We start from the raw sequence: 26,800 nt of genomic DNA, 5'->3' as shown, positions 1-26,800 counted from the left end.
GGAGGGGGGAACCGGCGGCCACTGTAGCCAATCGGCGGCGGCCTCGGCCACTTGCGGCATCATGGCCGGCACCTCGTTCCCGGATTTTCCGATGTCCCGACCGCGTTGCCTGACCGCCCTCGCCTGCGCGCTGCTGCTCGCCGCCTGCACCCCGTCGACGCCCGCCGCGCCCGATGCGGACGCGTCCAGCGCCGCGACTGCGGCGACCGACATTCCCGGCGGCGGCATCCAGTCCGACAACCTCGCCCGGCATCTGTCGATCCTGGCGTCCGACACGTTCGGAGGCCGCGCGCCGACCACCGAAGGCGAGCGCCTGACGGTCGACTACATCAGCGCGCAGTTCGCGGAAGCAGGCCTCGAACCCGGCGGCGATGATGGCGGCTGGACCCAGGCGGTCACGCTGGAACGCAGCGTCATCGACGGTCCGGTGACGGCGCAACTGCACGTCGGCGGCGCCACGCGCGCGCTGGCCAATGGCGACGACATCGCGGTCGAAACCCTGCGTCCGGGCTCGGGCGTCGACCTGTCGGGCACGCCGCTGGTGTTCGCCGGCTACGGCATCACCGCGCCGGAACTCGACTGGGACGATTACGCGGGGCTCGATGTCGCCGGCAAGGTGGTCGTCGTGCTGATCAACGATCCGGATTTCGAGGCCGCCGAGCCCGGCCGCTTCGGCGGTCGCGCGCTGACCTGGTACGGCCGCTGGACCTACAAGTACGAAGAGGCTGCGAAGCGCGGCGCAGCCGGCGTGCTGATCGTCCACGAGACCGAGCCGGCTTCGTATCCATGGGCGACGGTGCGCAACGGCCGCGCCGGACCGCAGTACGACATCGTCCGCGCCGACGCCGAGTCCCATCACCTGCCGATGCGCGGCTGGATCCAGCGCGGCGCTGCCGAGCAGCTGTTCCAGGATGCCGGGCTCGATTTCGAGGCCGAGAAGCGCCGCGCGCAGCAGCACGGCTTCAAGGGCGGCGCGCTGGGCGATGCCACGCTCGATCTCGCCTTCGCGGTCAAGCGCGACCGCGTGATCAGCCACAACGTCGTCGGCATGCTGCCGGGGGCGTCGCGTCCCGACGAGACGGTGATCCTGTCCGGCCACTGGGACAGCTTCGGCGTCGGCAAACCCGACGACAGCGGCGACGCGATCATCAACGGCGCGGTCGACAACGCCACCGCGATCGCCTCGATGATCGAACTCGGCCGCGTGTTCGCCGCCGGCCCGCGCCCGGCGCGCACGCTGCAGTTCATCGCGCTGACGGCGGAGGAGAACGGCCTGCTCGGCGCGACCTATTACGCGGCCAATCCGCTGCGCCCGCTGGAGACCACGGCCGCGGTGCTCAACATGGAAATGTGGAGCCCGGACGGGGAAACGCACGACATCTCGTCCTGGGGCAAGGGTCGCGTATCGCTGGAACGCGATCTCGCCACGGCGGCCGCGGTCGATGGCCGCGGCTGGTCGCCGGATCCGAATCTCGAAGCCGGCCTGTTCTACCGCGCCGACCATTTCGCGTTCGCCCAGGCCGGCGTGCCGGCGATCACGATCGGCCCCGGCATGGACCAGCTCGATGGCGGCGTCGAAGGCGGCAAGGCGGCACGCGCCGATTATTTCGCCCACCGCTATCACCAGCCGGGCGACGCCTTCGACGACAGCTGGGACATGTCCGGCCCGACCGCCGACACGCGCACGGTCTACCGCCTGGCCGAAGCGCTGGCGAACGGCGAGACCTGGCCGGCGTGGGATGCGGACAGCGAGTTCAGCGCGCGGCGGGTGACGAGTGATGCGGCGCGGGCGACGCCGGCGCAGTGATGCTTGAAGCCCTCCTCCGTTTACGGGGGAGGGTTGGGTGGGGGCAAGGCGTCAGGTTGCGGCGAGACAGGGCGCGCAGATGCGGCAGGTCGTCCACGCTCCGTCAATTACCTTGGTACGTCGAGCTTGCCCCCATCCCAACCTTCCCCCGCACGCGGGGGAAGGAGTGGATTACGGCGTGTCCAGAATCAGCTGAGACACGACACTAATCACGCCGCATGCGCGGAGGAGCAGAGCTCAGCCTGCGACGAGTCTGACGCGCGCGAAATTGCGCTTGCCGACCTGCAGCACGCCTTCGAAGCCGGGCTTGAATTCCAGGCCTGCGTCGTCGATCACCGCGCCGTCGACCTTGACCGCACGCTCCTTCAGCTTGCGGCTGGCTTCCGAATTGCTCGGCGTGATGCCAGCCGCCGTCAGCAGCGCGCCGATGCGCAGGCCCTCGGCCGGCACGGTCACGTCCTGCAGCGGCAGCAGCGACACGTCGCCCTCGCCGGAGATCGCGACCTGCCATCCGCGGATCGCGAGTTCGGCCGCGTCGGCGTCGTGGAAGCGCGTCGCGAGTTCGCGCGCCAGGCGCAGCTTCACGTCGCGCGGGTTCAAGGTGCCGGCCTCGACCTGCGCCTTCAGCGCCCTGGCCTCGTCGATGCCGATCTCGAAGCTCAGCAGTTCGATCCAGTCCCACATCAGCGCGTCGCCGATCTTCATGGTCTTGTTGACCATGTCGATCGCCGGCTCGGTCACGCCGATGTAGTTGCCGAGCGACTTGCCCATCTTGTTGACGCCGTCGAGCCCGACCAGCAGCGGCATCGTCAGCACGATCTGCGGCGCCTGGCCGTGGCTTTCCTGCAGGCCGCGGCCCATCAGCAGGTTGAACTTCTGATCGGTGCCGCCGCACTCGACGTCGGCCTGCAGCGCGACCGAGTCGTAGCCCTGCACCAGCGGGTAGAGGAATTCGTGGATCGCGATCGGCTGCTGGCCGGCATAGCGCTTGGCGAAATCGTCGCGCTCGAGCATCCGCGCCACGGTGTGCGAGGAGGCGAGGCGGATCATGTCGGCCGCGCCCATCGTGCCGAACCATTCGGAATTGAAGCGGACCTCGGTCTTCGCCTCGTCCAGCACCTTGAACACCTGCGCCTTGTAGGTCTCGGCGTTGGCCAGCACGTCCTCGCGCGACAGCGACTTGCGGGTCGCGCTCTTGCCGGATGGGTCGCCGATCATCCCGGTGAAGTCGCCGATCAGGAAGATCACCTGGTGGCCGAGGTCCTGGAACTGGCGCAGCTTGTTGAGCAGCACCGTGTGGCCCAGATGCAGGTCCGGCGCGGTGGGGTCGAAACCGGCCTTGATCCGCAGCGGGCGGCCGAGCTTCAGGCGCGCTTCGAGGTCGTCACGCTTGAGGATCTCGTCCGTGCCGCGGGCGATCAGATCGAGGGGAGCGGTGGCGGGCTGCAGGGACATCGGTGCGGGGATCTCGTGGATGGCTGAAAAGTGAATGCGGACACGCCAGGTTAAGGCTTCGTTATCCGGTGAACGGGGTAAAAATTCCAGTCTGGTCAGGCATTTGACGCATGGACCTCACGTCTCTATGTTACCCCGCTGACACGCCGTTCACGCCATCCGGACCCGCCCACGATGACGACTCCCGTCCCGCCGCCCCAGGCCGACGCGCACCACCAGCAGGTGCTCCACGACAACCTGCAGGCTGCGGCCCGGAACAGGCAACAGGAACAGGCATCGCGCCTGCGGCTGTATCCCGGTCGCTGGACGCGCCGCGACTGGGGCCACGCCAGCCTCTTCGCCACGCTCGGTGTCCTCGTCGTCGCGCTGGTGCCCGGCGTCTCCCAGGCCATGCGCGGCGATGCGGAGCCGCAGCACGATCTGGTGACGATGTCGCTGGCGCTGCCGCCGCTGACCGCCAAGCAGCGCACCGCACAGCAGACCCACGACAACTGGCAGCTGGTCACCGTCGAGCGCGGCCAGACGCTGGGTTCGATCTTCTCCGAGCTCGATCTGCCGGCTTCGACGATGCACCGCATCCTCGAGCTGCCCGATGCCAAGGCCAAGCTGACGCGCATGCGTCCGGGCACCGAGCTGGGCTTCGACCTCGCCCTCGACGGCACGCTCAACAAGTTGCGCTACGACCGCAGCGACACCGAGCGTGTCGAACTGAGCCTGGCCGGCGACACCGTCCGCGAAGAAGTCGTCGAGCGTCCGGTCGAGATCCGCAATGTCGTCATCAGCGGTGAAGTGGGTCGCTCGCTGTTCCACTCGGCGCGCAAGCTGGGCCTGTCGGGCGCGAACATCAACACGCTGACCGACGAAGTCTTCAAGTACGACATCGACTTCAACACCGACGTCACCCAGACCGACCGTTTCAGCGTCGTCGTCGAGCAGGTCTGGCGCGAAGGCGAACTGATCCGCAGCGGCCCGGTGCAGGCGGCGGTGTTCACCGCGAAGGGCAAGCCCTTCAGCGCGTTCCGTTACGAGCAGGACGGCAAGGCCGAGTACTACAACGCCGAAGGCCGCCCGCTGAAGAAGAGCTTCATCCGCATGCCGATCCAGTACGCGCGCCTGAGCTCGCGTTTCGGCAGCCGCCGCCATCCGGTGCTGGGCACGATGCGCATGCACAAGGGCGTCGACTACGCAGCGCCGACCGGCACGCCGATCATGGCTGCCGGCGATGCACGCGTGCAGTTCCGCGGTGTGCAGGGCGGCTACGGCAACACCGTGGTGCTCGACCACGGCCGTGGCCACACCACGCTGTACGCGCACATGTCGCGCTTCGGCAACATCCGCCAGGGCCAGCGCGTCGCGCAGGGCACGGTGATTGGCTACGTCGGCACCACGGGCCTGTCGACCGGCCCGCACCTGCACTACGAATTCCGCGTCAACGGTGCGCACCGCAATCCGCTGCAGCACACGATGCCAGAGCCCGATCCGCTCAGCGGCGCCGCGCTGGCGCAGTTCCGCCAGCAGACCGGCCCCGCACTCGCCCGCATCCGCGAGGTCGAGAACGTGATCTACGCGCAGGTGCCGGCCAAGCCGGATCCCGACCGGCAGGTCGCGAACGCCGCGCGGCCCGGCAACGGCCGCGGCTGATCCGCCCCGAACGCCCGGCTCTGCGCCGGGCGTTTCGTTTGCATCCTTCTCATCTCCGGCGCTGACGCCATGTCCGATCTGTTCCTCGGCCTGATTTCGGGCACCAGCGCCGACGGGATCGATGCGGCGATCGTCCGCTTCGACGATCGCGCCGACGGCACGCTGCACGCCGAACTGCGGTTCGGCGCGACCTATTCCTGGGACGGCGCGTTGCGGGCGCGCCTGGTCGCGCTCGGCCAGCAGACCGCGTCGCTGACGCTCGACGACGTCGGCGAACTCGACGTCCTGATCGCCGATGCGTTCGCCGATGCCGCGCTGGCGGCGATCGCCGATGCCGGACTCGTCGCCGCCGACATTGCCGCGCTCGGGTCGCACGGGCAGACGCTGCGCCATCGCCCCTACGGCCGCGATGGCGACGGCCGTGCACCGTTCACCCTGCAGTTCGGCGACGGCGCGCGCATCGCCGAGCGCACCGGCGTGGCGACGGTCGCCGATTTCCGCCGGCGCGATGTCGCCGCCGGCGGACACGGCGCGCCGCTGTTGCCCGCGTTGCATGCGGCGCTGCTGTCACGCGCCGGCGAAGACCGTGCGGTGCTCAATCTCGGCGGTATCGCCAACCTGACCCTGTTGCCGGGCGATGGTGGTCCGGTGCGCGGGTTCGACACCGGCCCAGCCAACGGCCTGATGGATGCGTGGTGCCTGCGCCACACCGGCGAAGCCTTCGACCGCGATGGTGCGCTGGCCGCGCGTGGCCGCGTCGACGCCGCGCTGCTTGCGCGGTTGCGGGCCGAGCCGTGGTTCGCCGCGCCACCGCCGAAGTCCACCGGGCGCGACCAGTTCCATCTCGACTGGGTCGAGTCCGCGTTGCAGGGCTTTGAGGCCATCGACGATGTCCAGGCGACGCTGCTCGCGCTCAGCGTGACGACGATCGCCGACGCGCTGCGTGCGACCCAGCCCGGCACCGCGCGGGTGATCGGCTGTGGCGGCGGCGTGCACAACGGCGCGTTGATGCGCGCGCTGGGCGAGGCGCTACCGGGCGTGGTGGTCGAATCGAGCGCCGCGCACGGACTCGATCCGGATCATGTCGAGGCGATGGGCTTTGCGTGGCTGGCGCGGCAGACCGTGCTTGGCCGGCCGGGCAATCTGCCGTCGGTCACCGGCGCGGCCGGGCCGCGCGTGCTCGGCGTCGTGCATCTGGCCTGAGACGTCCAGCGACACCGGCGACGGGTTCGCTGCGCGCGACCCGTCCTGCGAACGCAGGTCAGCTCGCAGCAGCGGGCTGCGCGGGGCCGCGGCCGATCAGGGCGAAGGTGTCGTCTGGAATCTGCTCCAGCGCACCGATCGCCGCGGCCAGCACGCCATCCTCGGCCGGATCGAAGGTCGAGCGTTCGTCGCCGACACTGGCGCGCAGTCCCTGCTCGAGCAGGAAGCGCAGCGTGCGCGCCTGGCCCCAGCCCTGCGTGTCGGCGTAGGCATGGATGCGCTCGAGCAGCGCGGGGTCGAGATCCCTGAGTACGAGTTCGGTCATTCCGTGATGTCTCCGGTGGCGGCCGCTTCGTCATCGTCGTTGAGACGGACCCGCGGCTTGAGCCAGAAGAAGAGCACAAGTGCGGGCACCGCGACCACGGCGGTGATCACGAAATACGTCGCATACCCTTCGGTCGCTTCGACGATGTGCCCGGAGAAGAACCCCAGCACCTTGCCCGGCAGCATGATCAACGACGAAAACAGCGCGTACTGCGTGGCGGTGTAGCGCATGTTCACCAGCGCCGACAGGTAGGCCACGGCGACGGTGCCGAGGAAGCCCTGGGCCAGGTTCTCGCCGGAGATCACGATGGTCAGGCGGGTCAGATCGCCGTCGGCGCCGATCAGCGCGAGATACAGCAGGTTGCTGCAGGCGCCCATCACGATCGCCACGAACAGCGGCCACTGGATGCCCCAGCGCGCGACCGCGATGCCGCCGAGGAACGCGCCGGCGATGCCGATCCAGATGCCGTAGACCTTGGTCACCGCGGCGATCTCGGTCTTGGTAAAACCCTGGTCGAGATAGAACGGACCGATGATGCCGCCGATCAGTGCCTGGTCGGAGATCTTCATCGCGAGGATGAAGAGCAGGATGCCGATCGCGACCTTGCCGCCGAAACGGCGGAAGAAATCGGCGAAGGGTTCGACCACGCCTTCGCGCAGGCCCTGGGCGAAGTTCTGCGCGCGCACGCGCACGACGTCGGGCTCGGCGGCGAACAGGATGGTGATGATCGGCACCAGCATGCATGCGGCCATGACCCGGTAGACCGCCGGCCAGGCGACGTGGTCGGCCAACACCAGCGCCAGCGCGCCGGTGACGATCAGCGCGATCCGGTAACCCAGCGAATACGTCGCGACCAGCGCGCCCTGCGCGTTCTTCGGCGCGATCTCGACGCGGTACGCATCCACCGCGATGTCGAGCGTGGCGCCGGCGAACGCGACCAGCAGGGTGATCGCGACGAACAGCGGCAGCGGGCCGGTGCCGACGCTGGCCATCGCCAGCAGGCCGACCATCACCGCGGCCATCGCCAGCAGCAGCCAGCCGCGGCGCTGGCCCAGGCGCCCGAGCAGCGGCAGCCGCCAGCGGTCGACCAGCGGCGCCCACAGGAATTTGAACGAATACGCCATGCCGGCGCTGGCGATCATCGTGATCTCGCGCAGCTCGATGCCGCCCTCGCGCAGCCAGTAGGCCAGCGTGCCGGCGACCAGCAGAAACGGCAGACCGGATGCGAAGCCGAAGAAGAACATCGTCCATGCCGCGGGCTGGGTGAACGCGCGCCAGATCGACGGCTTGCCGGCCGGTGTCGCCGGGGCGGCGGCGCTCACGCGCTGTAGTCCACGACCAGCGGCGCGTGATCGGAGAAGCGCGGCTCGGGATGCACGGCGACCGAACGCACCCGGTCACGCAGCGACGGGGTGATGAACTGGTAATCGATCCGCCACCCCACGTTGTTGGCGCGCGCCGCGCCGCGGTTGCTCCACCAGGTGTACTCGGGCGCATCGGGACGCAGCACGCGCAGCGCGTCGAGCCAGCCGGTCGCCGGCGGCTCGACCAGGCCATCGCCACTGGCGTCGCCGATCATCGCGTTGAGCCACGCGCGCTCGGGCGGCGTACAGCCCGAATTCTTCTGGTTGCTGGTCCAGTTCTTGATGTCGTGGCGCGCGCGCACGATGTTCCAGTCGCCGCACAGCACGTAGTCGCGGCCGCTGGCCAGCCATTCGTCGAGGATGGGCTTGAGCCAGTCCATGACTTCGAACTTGAAGCCCTGGCGCAGATCGCCGGATGAGCCGGACGGAATGTAGAACGACACCACGCTGAGGTTGCCGAAGCGCGCTTCGATGTAGCGGCCCTCGTCGTCGAACGGCGCCCAGCCGAGCGCTGTGCGGATCTCGTCGGGTTCGCGTCGCGCGTAGATCGCCACGCCGCTGTAGCCCTTCTTCGTCGATGCGTCGCGGAACCAGGCCTTGTAGCCGGCGGGCAGGAAGTCCGCATGCAGGCCGGACTCGCCGACCAGCTGGTGTTCCTGCGCCTTGGTTTCCTGCATGCACAGCACGTCGGCGTCCTGGGCGACGAACCAGTCGAAGAAGCCCTTTTTCGCGGCGGAGCGCACGCCATTGGCGTTGAAGCTGACGATTTTCATGCAGACCGGATCCACGTGTACCGGCGCCAAGCCTAACGGATTCGTGCTGAGCGGCCGGCCTCCGCGGCGCGTATCCTCCGCCGATGTCGTCGGGCCTGCTGCCATGTGTCGTCATCGCCTCGACGGCGCAGGCCGAGGCCGCGCGCTGCCTGCTGCTCACCGCGACGCAGGCCGTCTACGCCGGCGACATCGCCTTCAATGTCGACAACGCCATGGCTGCGCCGGACAGCGACGCGATGGCGGTGCTGCTGGGCGACGTCGTCATCGGCTTCTACCGCCTCGACTACCCCACCGCGGCCTTCGCGACGCAGGCCGTCGACCGGCGTCTGGTCACGCTGCGCGCCTTCGCGCTCGGCCTGGCCTGGCAGGGCCGCGGCTTCGGGCTGCCGGTGCTCGCCGCGTGCTGCGCGGATCTCGCGCTGCGGCATCCCGAACGGCTGACGCTGGCGCTGAACGTGCACGCGGCCAACGTCATCGCCGTACACCTGTACACGCGCGCCGGCTTCGTCGACAGCGGCGAGATCGTGCGCGGCGGCCGCGGCGGGCCGCAGCACCTGATGCGGCGCGCACTCGGCGTGGGACAATGGGCGCCATGACCGACCACCGCACCCGTTTCCTGCAGCTCGCCCTCGAGGCCGACGCGCTGCGCTTCGGCGAGTTCACGCTGAAGTCCGGCCGCGTCAGTCCATATTTCTTCAATGCCGGGCGCTTCGATTCCGGTGTCGCCATCGCCACGCTGGCCGGTTGCTATGCCGATGCGCTGGACGCGGCCGGGGTCGAGTTCGACCTGCTGTTCGGCCCGGCCTACAAGGGCATCCCGCTGGCGACGGCGCTGGCCTGCGAATACGCGCGCCGCGGCCGCGATCTGCCGGTCGCGTTCAACCGCAAGGAAGCCAAGGCGCACGGCGAAGGCGGCCTGCTGATCGGCGCGCCGCTGGCCGGGCGCCGGGTGCTGATCGTCGACGACGTGATCACCGCCGGCACCGCGATCCGCGAAGCGCTGGGCCAGATCGCCGAGGGGGGCGGCACGGTGGCGGGCATCGTCATCGCGCTCGATCGCCAGGAACGCGTGGCCGAGGACAGCCAGGAGTCCGCCGCGCAGCGCGTCGCGCGCGAGCAGAACGTGCCCGTGGTGGCCATCGCCGGGCTGTCCGATCTGCTTGCATTTGTCGGACAGAGCGCGACACTGGCGGCAGAACGCGAACGCCTGCTCGCCTACCGGGCTCGACATGGCAGCGACACCACACGCTGATTCAACGCTTCGGGCCGTCAGGGGGACGGACGACATGCACCTTTCGATCCGACTGATGGGCGGCCTGCTGCTGGCCTGCATCTCCACCGGTGCCCTGGCGCAACAGCCGGCCGCCGACCGCAAGGTCTATTGCTGGAACGAAGGCGGCCGCCGCGTGTGCGGCGACGCACTGCCGGCGTCGGCGGTGGATGCCGAACGCACCGAGATCAGCGCCCGCAGCGGCATGGCCACCGCGCACGTGGGCCGCGCGCTGACCGCCGAGGAACGCAGCGCCGCCGCCGCGGCCGCGCAACAGGCCAAGCTCGACGCCGAAGCCGCGGCCCTGCGCCAGCGCCAGGAACTGGCGATGGTCGAGTCCTACGCGACCGAAGCCGACCTGCGCCGCGCCTACGGCGAGCGCATCGTGCTGGTGGACGAAGCGCTCAAGACCTCGCGCATGGGTGTCGACAATCTGCGCAACAGCCTGCTGTCGCTGCTGCGTCAGGCCGGCGAGCGCGAACTGGCCGGCCAGCCCGTCGCCAAACCGCTGATCGACAACATCCGCAGCCAGCACACGGATCTGCAGCGCCAGTTGGCGATCCTCGACCAGCAGCGGGTCGAACAGGCCGCGCTGGGCGGCGATCTGCAGGCGGCGCTGACCCGCTACCGCGAACTCAAGCAGTCCGCGGCCACCACGCGCGACTGACCGCGGCCACTGCGCGGGTTCGCGCGGGGGTCGACGACCGGTATCCTCGCGGGCTTGCCCCCGCTTCGCATGAACGCCGTGTCCGATCCGATCTCCGCCCTGCTCCTCGGCATCATCGAGGGGCTCACCGAATTCCTGCCCGTCTCCAGCACCGGCCATCTGCTGATCGCCCAGCATTGGCTGGGCGCGCGCTCGGACTTCTTCAACATCGTCATCCAGGCCGGCGCGATCCTCGCGACACTGCTGGTGTTCCGCCAGCGCATCTGGCAGCTGACGACGGGCCTGCGCGAGCGCGAGCACCGCGACTATTCGGCAAAGCTCTTCGTCGCCTTCGCGGTCACCGCGCTTGTCGGCCTGCCGGTGCGCATGGCCGGCTGGGAACTGCCCGAGACGGTCACGCCGGTCGCCTGGGCGCTGATCATCGGCGGCATCTGGATGCTGGTCGCCGAGTACTTCGCCGAGAAGCGTGGCGACAATGCGCACGTCACGTGGACGGTGGCGATCGCGGTCGGTCTGGCGCAGGTCGTGGCCGGCGTGTTTCCCGGCACCTCGCGTTCGGCGACGACGATCTTCCTCGCGATGCTGCTGGGCCTGAGCCGGCGTTCGGCCGCGGCCGAGTTCGCGTTCCTCGTCGGCATCCCGACGATGTTCGCCGCCAGCGCCTACGCGTTCCTGGAGCTGTGGATGGACCAGGGCCTGGGCGAGGAAGCCTGGGGCGATGTCGCGATCGCGTTCGTCGCCGCGATGGTCACTGGTTTCATCGTCGTGAAGTGGCTGCTCGGCTACATCAAGCGGCACCGCTTCACGGGCTTCGCGATCTATCGCATCGCGCTGGGTGCGGGACTGCTGCTGTTGATGCCGTCCGGCTTCTGAGTCTTTACGGCAGCCGGAAGAACGCTGCCGCCGTGGCCGTCGTGGCCTCTGCAGTGACCGCGACCGCCTCGCCGCGATCGCGCGCGAGTTCCTCGACGATGTGCGGCAGGAACGCCGGCTCGTTGCGGCGGTCTTTCGGCAGCGGCTTGAGCGTGCGCGGCAGCAGATACGGCGCGTCGGTCTCGACCATCAGCCGGTTGGCCGGAATGTTCGGCACCAGTTCGCGCAGATGCTGCCCGCGGCGTTCGTCGCACAGCCAGCCGGTGATGCCGATGTGCCAGTCACGATCGAGACACTCGAACAGCTCGCGCTTGCCGGCGGTGAAGCAGTGCACGACCGCGGTGCCGATCCGGCCTTCGAACTCGCGCATGATCGCGACGAAGTCGTCGTGCGCATCGCGCTGGTGCAGGAACAGCGGCTTTCCGGTGTCCACGGCGATCTGCAGCTGACGCTCGAAGGCCTTGCGCTGCGCCGGTCGCGGCGAGAAATCGCGGAAGTAATCCAGTCCGCATTCGCCGACCGCGACGACCTCCGGATGCGCCAGCAGCGCGCGCATCTCCGCATCGCATTCGGCGGTGTACTCGACCGCATGATGCGGATGCACGCCCGCCGTCGCGTACAGAAACTCCGGATGCGCCTGCGCGAGTTCGAGCGCTTTCGGCGAATGCTCGCGGCTGGCACCGGTGATCACCATGCGCGTCACGCTCGCGTCCCGCGCGCGCTGCAACACCGCGTCGCGATCGTGATCGAAGCTGTCGTGGGTGAGGTTGGCGCCGATGTCGATCAGCTGCATGGCGGACTGCGGGCAACGTGGGGGGCGTGCATTGTAGACGGCGGGGCTTTGAAGCCCGTCCTGCATGCCCTCGATTCGCCCGTGGAGCCCGACCCGCACCCGACGCGCTTCGCGCGTCGACCTCTCCCGGAGGGAGAGGTGCAGATGCCTAGTTCAACAGCTCGCAACTCGCCGGCGTCGTGCTCTCGAACAGCGCGCGCGTCGCCCATTGCGGCTGGTCGATGAAGGGATTGCGGTTGCCCTGGAAGCTGTAGACCACTTCATTGCGTTCGCGCTCGCGGGCGTCGGGCGGGTCGGCCTGGTGCCACGCCAGCAGCGTCGACAGCAGGCCCATGTAGGCCGGCGATGCCGACGTCGACACGATGCGGCTGCGGTCGTCGGTCAGTTCGAGGTCGGGCTCGCCCTGACCCGTCGTCGGATGCACGCCACCCTCGTAGCGGATCGCCATGTACAGCACCGCGCGTGCGACGTCGCCCTTGCGATGGCCCCAGACCTGGAAGCCGCTGGCGTTGGTCCAGTTGGAATTGCCCGGGAACAGGCCGGTGCCACCGCCGACGCCCTGGTTCGCTTCGGTCGCGCGTTCGCTGCAATTCGCCGACGCCGTGCAGTCGGCCAGCGGTTTGTTGCCGCGCGCCGAGTTGTGGTCGGTATCGCTGAGATAGAGCATGTGCGCGTCGGTATGCGGCGCGTTCGGCAGGCCCTTGTCGCCGCTGGTCGACGGGAAGCCGAGCGACTTGGGCCAGGTGTGCTCGCGGTTGTAGGTCAGCCCGCTGCCGGTGCCCGCGCGGCCGCTGCCCTTGGCGTAGCTGCGGTTGCGGTAGACGTCGAGCACCTTGCCGCTGTCGGCCGGATCCTCGTCGGCGATTTCAAGAATCGTCCAGGTGTTGGTGGTGCCACCGCTGTAGGGATACGAAGTGTGGCCGCGGATCGTGGCGTGCAGCGAGCAGCGCAGCTGGCCGGGGCTGCTGGCGTTGACGCGTGCGTAATAGTCGCCGCTGTCGCCACCGCCACCGCTGCTGGCGACGTTGAACGCGATGACGGTATTGGCGCCCGGCGACAGACCGGCGGCATCGGTCACCGCGCTCGCGTTGACCGTCAACGTGCACGCCTCGCCGGCATGCAGGGCGGTGCCGGTGCCGATGGCAAACGTACTGCCGCTGTTCGCATGGTCGAGCGTCACCGCGCCGGACGTCGCGCACTGCAGTGCGAACGCGCCGTTGGCGAGCGTCACCGCTTCGCTGAAGGACACCGACAGATCGCCGGCTGCAGGGAAATCCGATGCACCGCTGGCCGGCGTGGTCGCAGTGATCGACGGCGCCGTGGTGTCGCCGCCCCCGCCACTGCCGCCGAAGGTCTGGCCGGTATTGCAGGCACCGAAGGTCTGCGTCGCCGACGGCGCCCAGTCGAAGTCGGCGGCGGTGCTGCCGTTGCCGGTCAGCTGCAGCGAGGTGCCGACCGGCGCGGTCGCGCTCTCCGACACCGGCAGGTTCTGGCTGGTCAGTCCGGCGGCGGGGCCGTTGCCGGCGACGATCGTGCCTTCGTAGCTGATGAATTGCACGACGTTCCCGGCGCCGTCGACCAGCGCGATACCGTCGTTCGGCCCGTTCTGCAGACCATCGCGCGGCCAGGTGACGGTGGCGATGCCGACGCTCGCGCCGCAGGTGCGCGTCTGCGCGGCCGGCACCGCGGCATTGCCGTAGGTCGTCGCCGCATTCGGCGCGTTGCTGCCGTTGTAGAGCCACACGCGGTAGTCGGCGAGGTTCTCGCCTGCGGTCGCGACGATCTCCACGGCTTCGCCGGCATCCGCGCCCGCGTTGTCGTAATGCAGCTCGTTGATGAAGACCTCGGCGAACGCGGCAGGCGCGGTCGCGGACAGGCCGCAGAGCAGCAGGACGTGCGGAAGACGACGGAGGCGAGCGCGCATGGCGGATCCGGTGGCGGTGCAGCGGCCGAATCTAATCGGCTGCGATGACCACCGACACCGGGGCAAACCCTTGCATGCGCGCATCGACGCCGATGCGTGACGTCGTTAGCCTGTGCGCCGTGACGCACGCCGCCTCTCCCGTCTTTCCCATCACGTCGTTGTTGCCGGAGATCGTCTCCAGCCTCGCCGCGCATCCGCGCCTGGTGCTCGAAGCGCCGCCAGGCGCGGGCAAGACCACGCAGGTGCCGCTGGCGCTGCGCGATGCGCCGTGGCTGGGCGACCGGAAGATCGTGATGCTGGAACCGCGACGCGTCGCCGCGCGTTCGGCGGCGACGTTCATGGCGCGGCAGCTCGGCGACGAGGTCGGCGGCCTCGTCGGCTATCGCATCCGGTTCGAGCAGCGGGTCAGCGCGCGCACGCGGATCGAGGTCGTCACCGAAGGCATCCTGACGCGGATGCTGCAGGACGATCCGGAGCTGGGCGACGTCGGCGCGCTGCTGTTCGACGAATTCCACGAACGCCATCTCGCCGGCGATCTCGGCCTCGCCCTCGCACGCGACGTGCAGACGGGCCTGCGCGAGGACCTGCGGCTGGTCGTGATGTCGGCCACACTCGACGGCGCGCGCATCGCGCAGTGGCTCGACGCGCCGCGGCTGTCGAGCGCGGGCCGCAGCTTTCCGGTCGACGTGTCGCATGCACCGCCCAAGCGCGACGAGGCGCTCGAACACCAGGTGCGTCGCGTGCTCGTCGACGCACTGGCGACGCAGCCCGGCGATGCGCTGGTGTTCCTGCCCGGACAGCGCGAGATCGCACGCTGCCGTGCGCAGCTCGAAGCCGCGTTGCCCGGCGATGTCGAGCTGCTGGTGCTGCACGGCGAACTGCCGGTCGATGCGCAGACGCACGTGCTGCAACCGTCGACCGATGGCCGTCGCCGCGTGGTGCTGGCCACCAACGTCGCCGAGAGCAGCGTGACCCTGCCGAGCGTGCGCATCGTCGTCGACAGCGGCCAGGCGCGCGAGCCGCGCTTCGATCCCAACAGCGGGTTCTCGCGGTTGGAGATCGTGTCCATCTCGCAGGCGTCCGCAGATCAGCGCGCGGGCCGCGCCGGGCGTGTCGCGTCGGGCGTGGCGCTGCGTCTGTGGCCGGAATCGCAGCGGCTGGAGCCGCAGCGGCGGCCGGAGATCGCGCAGGTCGATCTCGCCGCGCTCGCGCTCGAACTCGCCGCGTGGGGCGATCCGTTGCTGGCGTTTCCCGACCAGCCGCCGGCCGGTGCAATGGGCGCCGCACATGATCTGCTGCAACGCCTCGATGCGCTGGACACGCGCGGTGCGATCACGCAGACCGGGCGCCGCATGCTCGCGTTCGGCACGCATCCCCGGCTCGCGGCGATGCTGCTGGCCGGCGCGGATGCCGGCGAACGCGCGCTGACCTGCGATCTGTGTGCGCTGCTGGAAGCGCGCGATCCGCTGCGGCCGTTGCCGGGTGCGCCGCGCTCGGACGGTGTGGCCGCGCGCTGGCAGGCGCTGGCCGCATTCCGCAGCGGACGCACGCCGGCCGATGCGCAGCGCGGCGCACTCGCCGCGATCGATGCGGCCGCGAAACAATGGCGACGGCGCCTGAAACTCGACATCGTGCCGCCGTCTTCCGCATCGGCGCATCTGCTCGGCGATCTGCTCGCCCATGCGTTTCCCGATCGCATCGGCCACCGCCACGCGCGCGACGCTGCGCGCTACACGCTCAGCAACGGCCGCATGGCGCGTCTGTTCGACGACAGCACGCTGCGCGGCGAACCGTGGATCGTCGCCAGCGAGCTGCGCCACGAGGCCAAGGACGCACTGCTGCTGCGCGGCGCACCGGTCGACGAGGCGCGGCTGCGCCGGCAATGGCCGGACCGCTTCACCGAGGCCGACGAGACGCGCTGGGACACCGAGCGTCGCGCCCTGGTCGGCGAGCGCGTGCGCCGCTTCGACGGCATCGTGCTCGATGCGCGCGCCAATGGCCGCGTCGATCCGGCGCAGGCCGCACAAGCGCTGAGCGATGCGGTCGGCGCCCTCGGCCTCGACGTGCTGCCGTGGCGCGACGGTCTGCGGCAATGGCAGGCGCGTGTGCAGGCCGTGCGCGCGTGGATGCCCGAACTCGCATTGCCGGATCTCTCGGACGCGGCACTGCTGGCGACACGCGACGCGTGGCTGCGGCCCGCGTTCGCCGGCCTCACCCGGCTCGATGCGCTCGGCGCGGACGCACTGGCCGACGCCTTGCAGCACCGACTGGACTGGTCGCAGCGCCAGCAGCTCGACCGTCTCGCCCCGGTGCGAATCACGGTGCCGTCGGGCATGGCGCGCGCGATCGACTACGCGGTCGAGGCCGACGGCACGCCCGTGCCGCCGGTGCTCGCGGTCAAGCTGCAAGAGCTGTTCGGGCTTGCGAAGACGTTGACCGTCGCCGACGGTCGCGTGCCGCTGACGATCCATCTGCTGTCGCCCGCCGGGCGCCCGCTGCAGGTCACGCGCGACCTCGCCGGCTTCTGGGAACGCACGTATCCGGACGTGCGCAAGGAAATGAAGGGGCGGTATCCCAAGCACCCTTGGCCGGAAGATCCCTGGAATGCACCGGCAACGCATCGCGCGAAACCGCGCGGCACCTGAGGCCCGTCGATCTAGACCCGTGGCGACGGTGCGACATGACCGCAGCGTTGGGTTGTGCGTGGCGCGGCCGGAAAATCCCTGGAATGCACCGGCGACGCATCGCGCGAAACCGCGTGGCACCTGAGGCCCGTCGATCTAGACCCGCGGCGACGGTGCGACATGACCGCTGCGTTGGGTCGTGCGCGGCGCGGCCGGAAGGTCCATGGAGCGCGCTGGCGACGCATCGCGCGAAACCGCGTGGACCTGAAGTGCCGGAAGCCGAACGTCAGCCCAACGAGCGCGGCAGCGCTCACGCCGGATCGACAGCCGGTAACGAAGACTCGTCCATCCCACATCGGACATCCGAGGTCATTCCATGAGCAAGTTCGAAGCGTTGTCCGACAAGGCACTGTCGCTGGTCGGTCAGGCAGGCGACAGCCTGCGTCATGCGATTCCCGATTCCGCCGAGAAGTGGCTGCAGACGGGTGTTGCGCTCGGCGCGGCCCGCACCGGCACCAAGCTGGCCGGCGGCTTCCTGCGTCGCAATCCGGCGATTCTCGCCGCGTCGGTGATCGGCGCCGGTCTGGTCTGGGTTGCGGCCCGCCAGTACAAGAAGCGCAAGGAAGGCGGGACCGTCGAAGGCACATCGCGCCGCATCGAACCGACCCGTGCACCGGCCCGCAAGCGCACCACCGCGCGTCGCGGCGCACCGGCGGCGAACGGCAACGACTGAGTCGAAAGGATCACCCGTGCGCTGGCCATGCGGCTAGGCGCTGGTCGACCGAACGCGGGCCTCAGGCCCGCGTTTTTTTATGCCGGCGCGTCCTGCGGATCGTCGTTCGCGGCCGGACGCTCCGTCTCCGCGGACATCTGCGGCAGCTCGATGATGAAGCGCGCGCCGCCGCCTTCGCGGTCCTCGTACCAGAGCTGGCCACCGAGGTCGACGATGATCTGCTTGGCCAGCGACAGGCCCAGACCGCTGGAGCGGCCATCGTCCTTGCCGGCATGGGCGAGCCGCTGGAACGGCCGGAACAGCGCGTGCTGCTGGTCGCGGGCGATGCCGGGGCCGCGGTCTTCGACCAGCAGCTGCCAGAAGCCCACGCCGCCGCCGCGCAGCGAGATGTCCACGTTGCTGTCGGGCGCGTACTTGATGGCGTTGGTGATCAGGTTCTCGGCGACCTGGCGCAGCACCAGCCCGTCGATCGCGACCATCGGCGCGGCATCGGGCGCGCGCGCCTGCAGCTGCACGCCGCGATCCTCGAACTGCATGGCGTAGCGCGCGACGATCCAGTCCAGCACGTCGCGCAGACCCGTCGACTGCGCGGCCTCGGCGGCCTTGCGCGAGGTGTCCTGGGTTTCCAGGTAGCGCCGGATGTAGCCGAGCGCGTCTTCGGCGCTCTCGTGGATCATCTTGTGGTAGCGCGGAATACGCTCGGGCTTGGTCTCGTTCTTGACCAGCATGTCGCTGGCGAACCAGATGCTCGACAGCGGATTCTTCAGATCGTGCGCGACCAGGTTCACCAGCTCCTGGCGCTCGCGCGCGATGCGCTCGAGGCGGTCGCGGGTCTGCTTGAGGCCGACGTGCGCGTTGACGCGCGCGAGCAGTTCCTCAGGCATGAACGGCTTGGTGACGTAGTCGACCGCGCCGGCGTCGAACGCGCGCAGCAGCAGTTCGCGATCCTGGGCGACGGTGAGGAACACCACCGGCAGGCGCAACAGATCCGGGTTCTGCTTGATCTCGGCCAGCAGCGCGAAGCCGTCCATGTTCGGCATCAGCATGTCGAGCAGCAGCAGGTCGGGCTGGCGCGCTTCGAGCATCGCCAACGCTTCGGCGCCGTCGGGCGCCGTCTGCACTTCGTAGCCGTGACGGCTCAGCAGCGAACTGACGACACGCAGGTTCGCAGGCTGGTCATCGACGACGAGGATGCGACCGCTGGCGTTTGCAGAGTTCGGCATTGGCTTCCGGGGTGGCCCCGAACGGGGAATGGGCGACACGCGACGCAGACGTGCGATCCGCCCGGCACGTTACCAGAAAGCCGGTCGACTGCGGACCCTGCGCGGACCGCCGGTCCCCTCAGATCGCCCGCCAGGCGCCGGGCGCCAGCGTGTCCAACGACCAGTCGCCGATCGCCACCCGCACCAGCCGCAGGGTCGGCAGACCCACCGCCGCGGTCATGCGCCGCACCTGGCGGTTGCGGCCTTCGCGGATGGTCAGTTCCAGCCAGGCATCGGGCACGGTCTTGCGGAAGCGCACCGGCGGATCGCGCGGCCACAGCGTCGGTGGCGGATCGAGCAGCGTGGCCTGCGCCGGGCGGGTCGGGCCGTCGTTGAGCGTCACCCCGTCGCGCAGCGCCTGCAGCTGCGCTGGCGACGGCGTGCCTTCCACCTGCACCCGGTAGGTCTTGGGCAGCTTGTGGCGCGGATCGGTGATGCGGTTGGCCAGCGGGCCGTCGTCGGTCAGCAGCAGCAGGCCCTCGCTGTCGTGATCGAGCCGCCCGGCGGCGTAGACGCCAGGCGGCAGGCCGAAGCCGGCCAGCGTCGGGCGCGGCGGCGTGCTGCGGTCGGTGAACTGGCAGAGCACGCCATAGGGTTTGTTGAAGGCGACGAGCATGGAATCCGCAGATCGATCGGAACGGTACCGCGACCCGACACCAGCACCGGACGACCGCGATCGTCCAGCACTGACGTCTGACCGCTTACGCCCTCACGGCGTTCAGGGCTTCACGAACCGCAGCGTCATCCGGTCGCTCTCGCCGATCGCGGCGTACTTGGCAGCATCCGCCGGGGTGTGCCGGTTGGCCGGCGGCAGCATCCACACGCCATCGGGATGGTCGCGGGTGTCCTTCGGGTTGGCATTGACCTCGCTGCTGCCGTCGACGCGGAAACCCGCGGCCTGGGCGAGCGCGATGACCTGCGCGGTGCCGACATAGCCGCTGCGGTCGTCGGCCGGCACGTCGGCCTTGGCGCGGTGTTCGACCACGCCCAGCACGCCGCCCGGGCGCAGCACGTCGTAGAAGCCCTTGAACATGCCTTCGGCCTGACCGGACGAGCGCCAGTTGTGCACGTTGCGGAACGTCAGCACGACATCGGCGGAGTTCGACGGGCCGAAGCGCGGCGCCTTCGGGTCGTAGCTCACCATGCGCGCGCGGTCGAACTGCGCGGGCGCGGCGTCGAAGCGGGCCTGCAGGCCGTCACGCTGGCTGGTCTGGTAATCGCGGCCGCGGCCTTCGGCGACGCTCGCCGGGTCGACCATCGCGGCGATGTAGCGGCCGTTGTCGCGCAGATACGGCGCCAGCACCTCGGCGTACCACGCGCCGCTGCCGGGGGTGATCTCGATGACGGTCTGCTCCGGACGCACGCCGAAGAAGGCCAGCGTTTCGCGCGGATGGCGGTACTGGTCGCGCGCGCGGTTCTCGGCGCTGCGCCACTCGCCGGCGAGCGCGCTGTCGAGGCGGGCGACATTGCTGGAATCGAGGTCGGCGGCCGAATCGGCGGGCACCTGCGGCGCGCTGGCGCAACCGGCGAGGGCGATCAGGGCGACGGCGCAGAACGACAAGCTGCGTTGCATGGGCGGAACTCCGGACGCGGACGTGGCGCAAAGGGTGCCACAAGCGGCGTGGCGAACGCCGCCGCCCGTCGCGCGGCCGCGACGGCGCCGTGCCGGAACACTGCTTTGCGCGGTCCCCGGTGTCGGGCGCGCGCGGGGCCTGCCTATGCTGTGGCCATTCTTTTGCAAGCAGGAGCGGCACATGTCGGAACGCGAACTCGGACGCTCGGGCCTCAAGGTCTCGCCACTGGCGTTCGGCGGCAACGTCTTCGGCTGGAGCGCCGACGCGGCGACGACACACGCGCTGCTCGACGAATGCGTCGCGCTGGGCCTCAATCTCGTCGATACCGCCGACGTGTATTCGGCCTGGGTCGACGGCAACCAGGGTGGCGAGTCGGAAACGCTGATCGGCCGCTGGCTGCAGACGAGCGGCAAGCGCAACCGCGTGGTGATCGCCACCAAGGTCGCCAAGTGGCCGCAGCGCAAGGGCCTGTCGCCGGCCAACATCCAGGCCGCATGCGAGGACTCGCTGCGTCGCCTGCGCACCGATGTCATCGATCTCTACCAGGCGCACGAGGACGATCCCTCGGTGCCGCTGGAAGACACGCTGGGCGCGTTCTCGCGCCTGATCGAACAGGGCAAGGTGCGCGCGATCGGCGCATCGAACTACACCGCGCCACGTCTGGCCGAGGCGCTGGACGTCGCGAAGCGCCACAACCTGCCGCGTTACGAAACGCTGCAGCCCGAGTACAACCTCGTCGACCGCGCCGGTTACGAGGCCGCGCTGGAACCCCTGGTGCGCGAGCACGGGCTCGGCGTGATCGGCTACTACTCGCTGGCGAGCGGCTTTCTCAGCGGCAAGTACCGCACCGAAGCCGATGCGGCGAAGAGCAGCGCGCGCGGTGCGCAGGTCGTGAAGCAGTACCTCAATGCACGCGGCAAGCGCGTGCTCGCCGCGCTCGACGATGCCGCGTGCCGGCATGCGGCGACTGTGGCCCAGATCGCGCTCGCATGGTTGATCGCACGGCCCGGCGTGACCGCGCCGATCGTCAGCGCGACCAGCATCTCCCAGCTGCGTGAACTCGCGGCGGCGCGCACGCTGCTGCTGACGAAGGCCGACATCGCCGCGCTCGACGGTGCCAGCGCGGGCTGAGCGGTCGCTGCGCAGCCGCAGATTGACGGCGCCGCACGGTCGCGTGCGCTATGAAGGGCGTCCACTCGAACAGGCCGACCCGATGCGCGACTCCACCGCCACCCGCATCGTCCTCGCGGCGCGCCCGACCGGCGCGCCGACGCCGGACGATTTCAGGATCGAAACGTTCCAGATGCCAGCGCCGCGCAATGGCCAGGTCCTGCTGCGCAACCGCTGGCTATCACTTGATCCCTACATGCGCGGCCGCATGAACGCCGGCCGCTCCTACGCCGCGCCGGTCGAGATCGGCGAGGTCATGGACGGCGGCACGATCTCGGAAGTCGTGCAGTCGCTGCATCCAGCCTGGTCGCCGGGCGATCTGGTGCTCGCGCATGCCGGCTGGCAGACACACGCCGTCGTCGACGGCGAAAGCCTGCGCCGCAAACTCGATCCGGCCGGCCTGCCGGTGCAGACCGCACTCGGTGTCCACGGCATGCCCGGCTTCACCGCCTACGCCGGCCTGCACGAGATCGGAAAACCGCAACACGGCGAAACCGTCGTCGTCGCCGCCGCGAGCGGACCAGTGGGCGCGACTGTCGGCCAGATCGCGAAGCTCCACGGCGCACGCGCCGTCGGCATCGCCGGCGGCCCGGACAAGGTCGCGCACGTGCGTGACGACCTCGGCTTCGACATCGCCCTCGACCACCGCGCCGACGACTTCGCCGAACAGCTCGCCGCTGCGTGCCCGGATGGCATCGACGTCTACTTCGAGAACGTCGGCGGCAAGGTGTTCGACGCCGTACTGCCGTTGCTCAACGACTTCGCCCGGATTCCGGTGTGCGGCCTCGTCGCCCACTACAACGACACCGCCCCGCCGTCCGGCCCCGACCGCGTGCCGCAACTGATGGGCGCGATCCTGAGCCGCCACCTGACCGTCCGCGGTTTCATCCAGCGCGACTTCATCGCGCTCTATCCCGAGTTCGTGCGCGAGATGGGGCAGTGGTTACGCGATGGGCGCGTGCGGTATCGGGAGGATGTCGTGGCGGGACTGGAGAACGCGCCGGAGGCGTTCATCGGGATGTTGGCGGGGCAGAATTTCGGGAAGTTGCTGGTGAAGCTGGACTGATTGTTTTGCGCCTCGCGCGCTGGCGCTCTCGCCTCTGCGTTTCCGCTTTTGCTCTGCGCTCTCCGCTTCGGGCTTTTGATCTCCGTAACGCACCCGCACTCGCACTTACCCGGAGGGCGCCGCCCATGGATGGGCGGCGTTTTCCGACCGAGGCAGGATGCCGAGTCGGAAAATCCCGGTGCACATGACGCCGCGGGCTTCGGACGTGTCGGGGAGACGTTTTTCTTTGGTTCCGTTTCTTTTGGCGTCAACCAAAAGAAATGAACTCGGCCGCGTCAGCGGACGAAAGCGTTTGATCTACGCCTGCGAGTTTGCCCGCGGCGGGAGAAGCAACGTCAGACGCTTCCACTCGCCTTGCGGCGAGCGGGTTCATTTCTTTTGCTGGCCTCACGCACGCAGTGCGAACGGCGAAGCCGGCCCCGCAGGGGCGAGCATCGAAGATGCGAGTCAAAGAAACGGAACCAAAGAAAAGGGCCAGCCCCGAGGGAGCTCACCCGGCGATTCACTCGTTCCGGCATTTTCCGACTCGCCACCCTGGCTCAGTCGGAAAGCGCCGCACTTTGCCTGCTTCGGAGTCAAAGACCGGCCCGCGCTCGCAGCGCGGTCGCTCTATCGGCGCGCGAGCCAGTGGCTCGCAACTCGCGCCTCATCGCCCATGTGCGGCGCCCTACGGGTCTGTATGCAGACGCGATAGCAATCCGGCGATCAACAGCGAAGAGCAGGAGCAGGCACGCCGCCTACGGCGCGTGCCAGAAAAATTACCTGCCGACCGGCACAACCTCTTCCTCCACATCCACCACCGGCGCCACCACCCGCCGCGTGGCCTTCTCCAGCTGCGCCAGCGCCACCTTGCCTGCCGCCTTCGCTTCCAGTGCCTGCTGCTGCACCTGGCAGAGCGTCTGCATGTGGTCGGCGTCGAAGTTCAAGCGCTCGATCAGGAAATCGACGAACGCGCGCACCTTCGGCGATACGAGGCGGCCACCAGGAAACACGGCGTTGAAGTCGACTTCCGGGCCGGTCCAACCGGCGAGCACGCGTTGCGCCATGCCGGCTTCGACGAAGGCCTTGGCCATCACGTCGCCGGTCAGCATCAGGCCTTCGCCCTTGATCAGCGCCCAGTTGAGCGCGGCGGGATCGTTGGCGACGAGCTGCGGGTTGACCGGAAAGTCGCGCAGCGCGCGGCCGTCGGTGAGCGACCAGATGAAGCGGTTGTTGGCGTTGTGGCTCTTGCGCATCACCAGGGTGCGGTGGTGCTGCAGGTCGTCGGGGTGCAGCGGTTCGCCGTGCTGTTCGATGTAGGACTGGCTGGCGAAGACCTGCGTGCGCAGGCTGCCGAGCTTGCGCGCGACGAGGTTGGAATCGGGCAGCGTGCCGATGCGCAGGGCGAGGTCGGCTTCGCCCGCGATCAGGTCGAGCTTCTCGTTGCCCATGTGCATGTCGAGTTGGATCTCGGGGTACTGCGCCTGGAAGTCGCCGAGCAGCGGCGCGATCCAGGTGATGCCGATCGAGTACGGCACGGTGAAGCGCAACCAGCCGCGCGGGCCGCTCTGCAATTGCGCGACCGCGCTCTCGGCATCTTCGAGTCCGCGTGCGATGCGCTGGCAATGCTCGTGATAGATGCTGCCGGCTTCGGTCAGGCCGAGCCGGCGCGTGGTGCGGTTGAGCAGGCGCGCGCCGAGCCGCTGTTCGAGTTCCTGCACCTTGCGGCTGACCGTGGTCTTGGGCAGACCGAGCGCGTTGGCGGCAGCGATGAAGCTGCCCTGCTCGACCACCTTGACGAAGATCAGGGTCTCGTTGAGATCGTGTGCCATGTGGAACTCCGGGAGCGGGGGCGCGCAGAGTGCGCGGCGGATTGGACCGTGACGGGGATAATTATTCCCTCGAATGGGGACTAATCAAGTCCCCTTTCGAGGCGGATGATCTGCGGCATCCCCCGAGTCGACGCCGCCCATGTCCGCCCCCCATCCTGCTGCGCCCCCTGCCCCACGCCCCGCGACCGCCCCCGCGCGTCGCCGTGGGCAGCGCATGGAAATCCCGCCGAATCAATCGTCTAGCGCACGGATCGCCACCCCCAAGCGGCTCCAGGCCGGCCATGCCGGCTGGGGCTGGCTGTGGGCGTGGTTGCCGGGCAATGCCCGCCGCCGCAGTGCCCCCGCATCGATCGAAGCCCGGTTTTCGGGAGACAAAATCCCATGAAAGGGACAATCAAGGCGCCGCTGGTGATTGTTGGCGCCACCGGGATGGTCGGAACGCGCGTGGTGGCGCAGGCCGTGGCCGCCGGGCGTCGCACGATCGCGGTCGCCAACGACGCCGATGCACTCGACCGGCTGCAGGCCGCGCACGGTGCCGGACTGACGACGCTGTTCGCGGATATCCGCAGCGACGGTGACGCGGCCGATCTCGCCACGCGCCTGCGGGCACTGCCCGGCCCGGCGCCGGGTTCGGTGATCGCGGCGATCCGTGGCGCGGCCGGCAGCCAGCGTGTGCTCGATGCGCCCGCGGACTTCCTGCGTCGTCGTCTCGACGAAGACCTGCTGCCGCATCTCTCGATCGCGCGCCATCTGCTGCCGCTGCTCGCCACGCAGCCGCGCGCCGGCTACGTGCTGGTCGGCGGTCCCGGCGCGGACCATCCGTGGTCCGGCTACGGCCATCACTCGATCGGCGCGTCCGCGCTGCGGATGCTCGCGCGGGTGCTGCACGAAGAAGCCCGCACGCTGCCGGTGCGCGTGCAGATGCTCGCCGTCGATTCGCCGGTGCGCTGCGATGCCAACGCCGCCCATGCGCGTGCGCAGTGGCCGGATGTCGATGCGATCGCCGACCACGCGCTGCGTCTGGTCGATGGCGCCGCGAATGCGGATGTCGCCCTCGTGCGCTTCCCGATCGGCGCCGCCGTGCGCCCGCCCGGCCTGTCCGACGACCTCGATGTCGGGCCCTGCGCGCCCACCCATTCCCATCAGACCGATGCCAGCGCCCTGCTGCGTCGCCTCGCCACTGCCGCCTCCCCCCAGGAATCACGCTCATGATCCGCTCCCACATCAGCCCGCGCGCGTGGCGCGCACTCACCGCGACCGGTCTCGCCGTCGCCGTCGCACTCGTCGTCGCCGGTTGCGACACCCAGGCCCAGGAACAGACCCAGCCGCCACCGCCGGATGTCGGCGTTGCCGCCGTGCTGTCGGAACAGGTGCAGGACTGGAACGACGCCACCGGCCGCATCGCCGCGATCGAAAGCGTCGAGCTGCGCCCGCGCGTCAGCGGCTACGTGCAGCGCGTGGCCTACTCCGAGGGCGACGAGGTGAAGCAGGGCGACCTGCTGTTCGTCATCGATCCGCGTCCGTATCGCGCCGCGCTGCAGCGCGCGGAAGCCGAACTCGCCCGCGCCCGCGCCGATGCCCAGCTGGCGACCACGCGCCACACCCGCGCGCAGCAACTGATCGATGCCAGCGCGATCTCGCGCGACGATTTCGAAGCGCGCAGCGCCGGGCGCGCCGAAGCCGAAGCCGCCGTACGCGGTGCCCAGGCCGCGGTCGACACCGCACGACTGGATCTGGCCTTCACCGAGGTGCGTGCGCCGGTCGCCGGCCGCGCCGGACGCGCGATGCTGACCACCGGCAACCTCGCCCAGGCCGATGCGTCGCTGCTGACGACCGTGGTCTCGCAGGATCCGGTGCACGTCTACTTCGAGACTGATGAGCGCACCTATCTGCGCCACCAGGCGATGACGCGTGCAGGCGAGCGCACCGGCGCCGACAACGCGGTGCGCGTGGGCCTGGCCGACGAGACCGGCTACCCGCACGCCGGCACCGTCGACTTCCTCGACAACCAGATCGATCCCGCGACGGGCACCGTACGCGCCCGCGCCGTGCTGCCGAACCCGGACCGGCGCTTCACCCCGGGCCTGTTCGCGCGCGTGCAGCTGGAAGGCGCGGCCGCGCGGCCGGCGATCCTGATCGACGACAAGGCCGTGATCACCGACCAGGACCGCAAGTTCGTCTACGTCGTCGGCGAGGACAACACCGCGCAGCGTCGCGACATCGTGCCGGGCCGCATCGTCGAGGGTCTGCGCGTCGTCGAGTCCGGTCTTGCTGCCGGCGACCGCGTGATCGTCAACGGCGTGCAGAAGGTCTTCATGCCGGGCATGCCGGTCGCGCCGAAGGCGGTCGCGATGCGCGGCGGTGCGCCGATCGAGGCGGTCGCGAAGCGCTGACGCGCGCTTGACCCACACCTCTCCCTTCGGGAGAGGTCGACGCGCGCAGTGCGTCGGGTGAGGGTGAGGCGT

At 69.6% G+C, this 26,800-nt stretch carries 23 protein-coding genes; 13 read left to right on the top strand and 10 right to left on the bottom strand.

All coding sequences use genetic code 11. The annotated features are described in order from the left end of the window. Window positions 1–91 precede the first annotated feature (91 nt). Window positions 92–1,807, top strand: a complete 1,716-nt coding sequence (locus V3391_RS12910) for a M28 family metallopeptidase (RefSeq protein WP_332078837.1) — start codon at window positions 92–94, stop codon at window positions 1,805–1,807. A gap of 237 nt (window positions 1,808–2,044) precedes the next feature. Here V3391_RS12910 and tyrS read toward each other — a convergent pair whose 3' ends face one another. Continuing rightward, window positions 2,045–3,262, bottom strand: a complete 1,218-nt coding sequence (tyrS, locus tag V3391_RS12905) for a tyrosine--tRNA ligase (RefSeq protein ID WP_332078836.1) — start codon at window positions 3,260–3,262, stop codon at window positions 2,045–2,047. A gap of 174 nt (window positions 3,263–3,436) precedes the next feature. Between tyrS and V3391_RS12900 the strand changes: the two genes are divergently transcribed. Both V3391_RS12900 and V3391_RS12895 read left to right on the top strand, forming a co-directional pair. Next, window positions 3,437–4,903 carry a M23 family metallopeptidase gene (locus V3391_RS12900; protein ID WP_332078835.1) on the top strand — a complete coding sequence of 489 codons (1,467 nt, stop codon included), beginning with the start codon at window positions 3,437–3,439 and terminating at the stop codon, window positions 4,901–4,903. Window positions 4,904–4,972: 69 nt separating this feature from the next. Next, the gene (locus tag V3391_RS12895; RefSeq protein WP_332078834.1) at window positions 4,973–6,106 is read left to right on the top strand and encodes an anhydro-N-acetylmuramic acid kinase; all 1,134 of its coding nucleotides are present in this window, start codon (window positions 4,973–4,975) and stop codon (window positions 6,104–6,106) included. 58 nt (window positions 6,107–6,164) lie between these two features. Here the strand turns inward: V3391_RS12895 and V3391_RS12890 are convergent, their stop codons facing one another. From V3391_RS12890 to V3391_RS12880, 3 genes are read right to left on the bottom strand one after another with little or no spacing between them, the layout of a single operon-like run. Then, window positions 6,165–6,431 carry a hypothetical protein gene (locus V3391_RS12890; RefSeq protein ID WP_332078833.1) on the bottom strand — a complete coding sequence of 89 codons (267 nt, stop codon included), beginning with the start codon at window positions 6,429–6,431 and terminating at the stop codon, window positions 6,165–6,167. Next, window positions 6,428–7,753: an AmpG family muropeptide MFS transporter gene (locus tag V3391_RS12885; RefSeq protein ID WP_425497260.1), complete on the bottom strand. Its 1,326-nt coding sequence runs from the start codon at window positions 7,751–7,753 to the stop codon at window positions 6,428–6,430. The genes V3391_RS12890 and V3391_RS12885 overlap by 4 nt, the downstream gene beginning before the upstream one ends. Further along, window positions 7,750–8,568, bottom strand: coding sequence for an exodeoxyribonuclease III (locus V3391_RS12880; protein WP_332078832.1), 819 nt, complete (start codon window positions 8,566–8,568; stop codon window positions 7,750–7,752). The genes V3391_RS12885 and V3391_RS12880 overlap by 4 nt, the downstream gene beginning before the upstream one ends. Window positions 8,569–8,651: 83 nt before the next feature. On the opposite strand from V3391_RS12880, the gene V3391_RS12875 reads away from it, so the two are divergent. The 4 genes from V3391_RS12875 to V3391_RS12860 all read left to right on the top strand — a co-directional run bounded on the left by V3391_RS12875 (window position 8,652) and on the right by V3391_RS12860 (window position 11,378). Further along, on the top strand, window positions 8,652–9,164 hold the full coding sequence (locus tag V3391_RS12875) for a GNAT family N-acetyltransferase (protein ID WP_332078831.1): 513 nt from the start codon (window positions 8,652–8,654) through the stop codon (window positions 9,162–9,164). After that, on the top strand, window positions 9,161–9,820 hold the full coding sequence (pyrE, locus tag V3391_RS12870; RefSeq protein WP_332078830.1) for an orotate phosphoribosyltransferase: 660 nt from the start codon (window positions 9,161–9,163) through the stop codon (window positions 9,818–9,820). Before V3391_RS12875 ends, pyrE begins: the two co-directional genes overlap by 4 nt. Before the next feature lie 34 nt (window positions 9,821–9,854). Next, window positions 9,855–10,505, top strand: coding sequence for a hypothetical protein (locus V3391_RS12865; RefSeq protein ID WP_332078829.1), 651 nt, complete (start codon window positions 9,855–9,857; stop codon window positions 10,503–10,505). Window positions 10,506–10,583: 78 nt separating this feature from the next. Continuing rightward, entirely contained in the window at window positions 10,584–11,378 is a 795-nt protein-coding gene (locus V3391_RS12860) for an undecaprenyl-diphosphate phosphatase (protein ID WP_332078828.1), read from the top strand. Between the two features lie 4 nt (window positions 11,379–11,382). On the opposite strand, the gene V3391_RS12855 is transcribed toward V3391_RS12860, so the two are convergent. Both V3391_RS12855 and V3391_RS12850 read right to left on the bottom strand, forming a co-directional pair. Continuing rightward, window positions 11,383–12,171: a TatD family hydrolase gene (locus V3391_RS12855; protein WP_332078827.1), complete on the bottom strand. Its 789-nt coding sequence runs from the start codon at window positions 12,169–12,171 to the stop codon at window positions 11,383–11,385. A 148-nt stretch (window positions 12,172–12,319) separates the two neighbouring features. Beyond that, the gene (locus V3391_RS12850; RefSeq protein ID WP_332078826.1) at window positions 12,320–14,095 is read right to left on the bottom strand and encodes an endonuclease; all 1,776 of its coding nucleotides are present in this window, start codon (window positions 14,093–14,095) and stop codon (window positions 12,320–12,322) included. 92 nt (window positions 14,096–14,187) lie between these two features. Between V3391_RS12850 and hrpB the strand changes: the two genes are divergently transcribed. Next, window positions 14,188–16,740, top strand: coding sequence for an ATP-dependent helicase HrpB (gene hrpB, locus V3391_RS12845; protein WP_332078824.1), 2,553 nt, complete (start codon window positions 14,188–14,190; stop codon window positions 16,738–16,740). A 355-nt stretch (window positions 16,741–17,095) separates the two neighbouring features. Further along, window positions 17,096–17,452 (top strand): hypothetical protein, encoded by a 357-nt coding sequence (locus V3391_RS12840; protein ID WP_332078822.1) that lies wholly within the window; start codon window positions 17,096–17,098, stop codon window positions 17,450–17,452. A gap of 77 nt (window positions 17,453–17,529) precedes the next feature. Here the strand turns inward: V3391_RS12840 and V3391_RS12835 are convergent, their stop codons facing one another. From V3391_RS12835 to V3391_RS12825, 3 genes are all read right to left on the bottom strand, one after another. Continuing rightward, complete coding sequence (locus V3391_RS12835; RefSeq protein ID WP_332078821.1) at window positions 17,530–18,675, bottom strand: hybrid sensor histidine kinase/response regulator; 1,146 nt, start codon at window positions 18,673–18,675, stop codon at window positions 17,530–17,532. A 118-nt stretch (window positions 18,676–18,793) separates the two neighbouring features. After that, entirely contained in the window at window positions 18,794–19,330 is a 537-nt protein-coding gene (locus tag V3391_RS12830; protein WP_332078819.1) for a pseudouridine synthase, read from the bottom strand. A 102-nt stretch (window positions 19,331–19,432) separates the two neighbouring features. Beyond that, window positions 19,433–20,287: a class I SAM-dependent methyltransferase gene (locus tag V3391_RS12825; RefSeq protein WP_332078818.1), complete on the bottom strand. Its 855-nt coding sequence runs from the start codon at window positions 20,285–20,287 to the stop codon at window positions 19,433–19,435. A 181-nt stretch (window positions 20,288–20,468) separates the two neighbouring features. Here V3391_RS12825 and V3391_RS12820 point away from each other — a divergent pair, with 181 nt between their 5' ends. Together V3391_RS12820 and V3391_RS12815 are read left to right on the top strand one after the other, a co-directional pair. Then, window positions 20,469–21,419 carry an aldo/keto reductase gene (locus V3391_RS12820; RefSeq protein WP_332078817.1) on the top strand — a complete coding sequence of 317 codons (951 nt, stop codon included), beginning with the start codon at window positions 20,469–20,471 and terminating at the stop codon, window positions 21,417–21,419. Between the two features lie 82 nt (window positions 21,420–21,501). After that, on the top strand, window positions 21,502–22,524 hold the full coding sequence (locus V3391_RS12815) for an NADP-dependent oxidoreductase (RefSeq protein ID WP_332078816.1): 1,023 nt from the start codon (window positions 21,502–21,504) through the stop codon (window positions 22,522–22,524). Window positions 22,525–23,282: 758 nt separating this feature from the next. Here the strand turns inward: V3391_RS12815 and V3391_RS12810 are convergent. After that, complete coding sequence (locus tag V3391_RS12810) at window positions 23,283–24,335, bottom strand: LysR family transcriptional regulator (protein WP_425497259.1); 1,053 nt, start codon at window positions 24,333–24,335, stop codon at window positions 23,283–23,285. Between the two features lie 381 nt (window positions 24,336–24,716). On the opposite strand from V3391_RS12810, the gene V3391_RS12805 reads away from it, so the two are divergent. Together V3391_RS12805 and V3391_RS12800 are read left to right on the top strand one after the other, a co-directional pair. After that, entirely contained in the window at window positions 24,717–25,547 is an 831-nt protein-coding gene (locus V3391_RS12805; protein WP_332078815.1) for an SDR family oxidoreductase, read from the top strand. Beyond that, complete coding sequence (locus tag V3391_RS12800; protein ID WP_332078814.1) at window positions 25,544–26,728, top strand: efflux RND transporter periplasmic adaptor subunit; 1,185 nt, start codon at window positions 25,544–25,546, stop codon at window positions 26,726–26,728. The genes V3391_RS12805 and V3391_RS12800 overlap by 4 nt, the downstream gene beginning before the upstream one ends. Window positions 26,729–26,800 lie beyond the last annotated feature (72 nt).

Origin of the sequence: Luteimonas flava (assembly GCF_036584485.1) — a bacterium.
Classification (GTDB): domain Bacteria; phylum Pseudomonadota; class Gammaproteobacteria; order Xanthomonadales; family Xanthomonadaceae; genus Luteimonas; species Luteimonas flava.
This window is presented reverse-complemented; position numbering and strand designations above follow the sequence as displayed.

Coding starts and splice junctions, on each gene's coding strand:
- V3391_RS12910 (WP_332078837.1), top strand. CDS start 92: ATGTCCCGACCGCGTTGCCTGACCGCCCTCGCCTGCGCGCTGCTGCTC.
- tyrS (WP_332078836.1), bottom strand. CDS start 3,262: ATGTCCCTGCAGCCCGCCACCGCTCCCCTCGATCTGATCGCCCGCGGC.
- V3391_RS12900 (WP_332078835.1), top strand. CDS start 3,437: ATGACGACTCCCGTCCCGCCGCCCCAGGCCGACGCGCACCACCAGCAG.
- V3391_RS12895 (WP_332078834.1), top strand. CDS start 4,973: ATGTCCGATCTGTTCCTCGGCCTGATTTCGGGCACCAGCGCCGACGGG.
- V3391_RS12890 (WP_332078833.1), bottom strand. CDS start 6,431: ATGACCGAACTCGTACTCAGGGATCTCGACCCCGCGCTGCTCGAGCGC.
- V3391_RS12880 (WP_332078832.1), bottom strand. CDS start 8,568: ATGAAAATCGTCAGCTTCAACGCCAATGGCGTGCGCTCCGCCGCGAAA.
- V3391_RS12875 (WP_332078831.1), top strand. CDS start 8,652: ATGTCGTCGGGCCTGCTGCCATGTGTCGTCATCGCCTCGACGGCGCAG.
- pyrE (WP_332078830.1), top strand. CDS start 9,161: ATGACCGACCACCGCACCCGTTTCCTGCAGCTCGCCCTCGAGGCCGAC.
- V3391_RS12865 (WP_332078829.1), top strand. CDS start 9,855: ATGCACCTTTCGATCCGACTGATGGGCGGCCTGCTGCTGGCCTGCATC.
- V3391_RS12855 (WP_332078827.1), bottom strand. CDS start 12,171: ATGCAGCTGATCGACATCGGCGCCAACCTCACCCACGACAGCTTCGAT.
- V3391_RS12850 (WP_332078826.1), bottom strand. CDS start 14,095: ATGCGCGCTCGCCTCCGTCGTCTTCCGCACGTCCTGCTGCTCTGCGGC.
- hrpB (WP_332078824.1), top strand. CDS start 14,188: ATGCGTGACGTCGTTAGCCTGTGCGCCGTGACGCACGCCGCCTCTCCC.
- V3391_RS12840 (WP_332078822.1), top strand. CDS start 17,096: ATGAGCAAGTTCGAAGCGTTGTCCGACAAGGCACTGTCGCTGGTCGGT.
- V3391_RS12835 (WP_332078821.1), bottom strand. CDS start 18,675: ATGCCGAACTCTGCAAACGCCAGCGGTCGCATCCTCGTCGTCGATGAC.
- V3391_RS12830 (WP_332078819.1), bottom strand. CDS start 19,330: ATGCTCGTCGCCTTCAACAAACCCTATGGCGTGCTCTGCCAGTTCACC.
- V3391_RS12825 (WP_332078818.1), bottom strand. CDS start 20,287: ATGCAACGCAGCTTGTCGTTCTGCGCCGTCGCCCTGATCGCCCTCGCC.
- V3391_RS12820 (WP_332078817.1), top strand. CDS start 20,469: ATGTCGGAACGCGAACTCGGACGCTCGGGCCTCAAGGTCTCGCCACTG.
- V3391_RS12815 (WP_332078816.1), top strand. CDS start 21,502: ATGCGCGACTCCACCGCCACCCGCATCGTCCTCGCGGCGCGCCCGACC.
- V3391_RS12810 (WP_425497259.1), bottom strand. CDS start 24,335: ATGGCACACGATCTCAACGAGACCCTGATCTTCGTCAAGGTGGTCGAG.
- V3391_RS12805 (WP_332078815.1), top strand. CDS start 24,717: ATGAAAGGGACAATCAAGGCGCCGCTGGTGATTGTTGGCGCCACCGGG.
- V3391_RS12800 (WP_332078814.1), top strand. CDS start 25,544: ATGATCCGCTCCCACATCAGCCCGCGCGCGTGGCGCGCACTCACCGCG.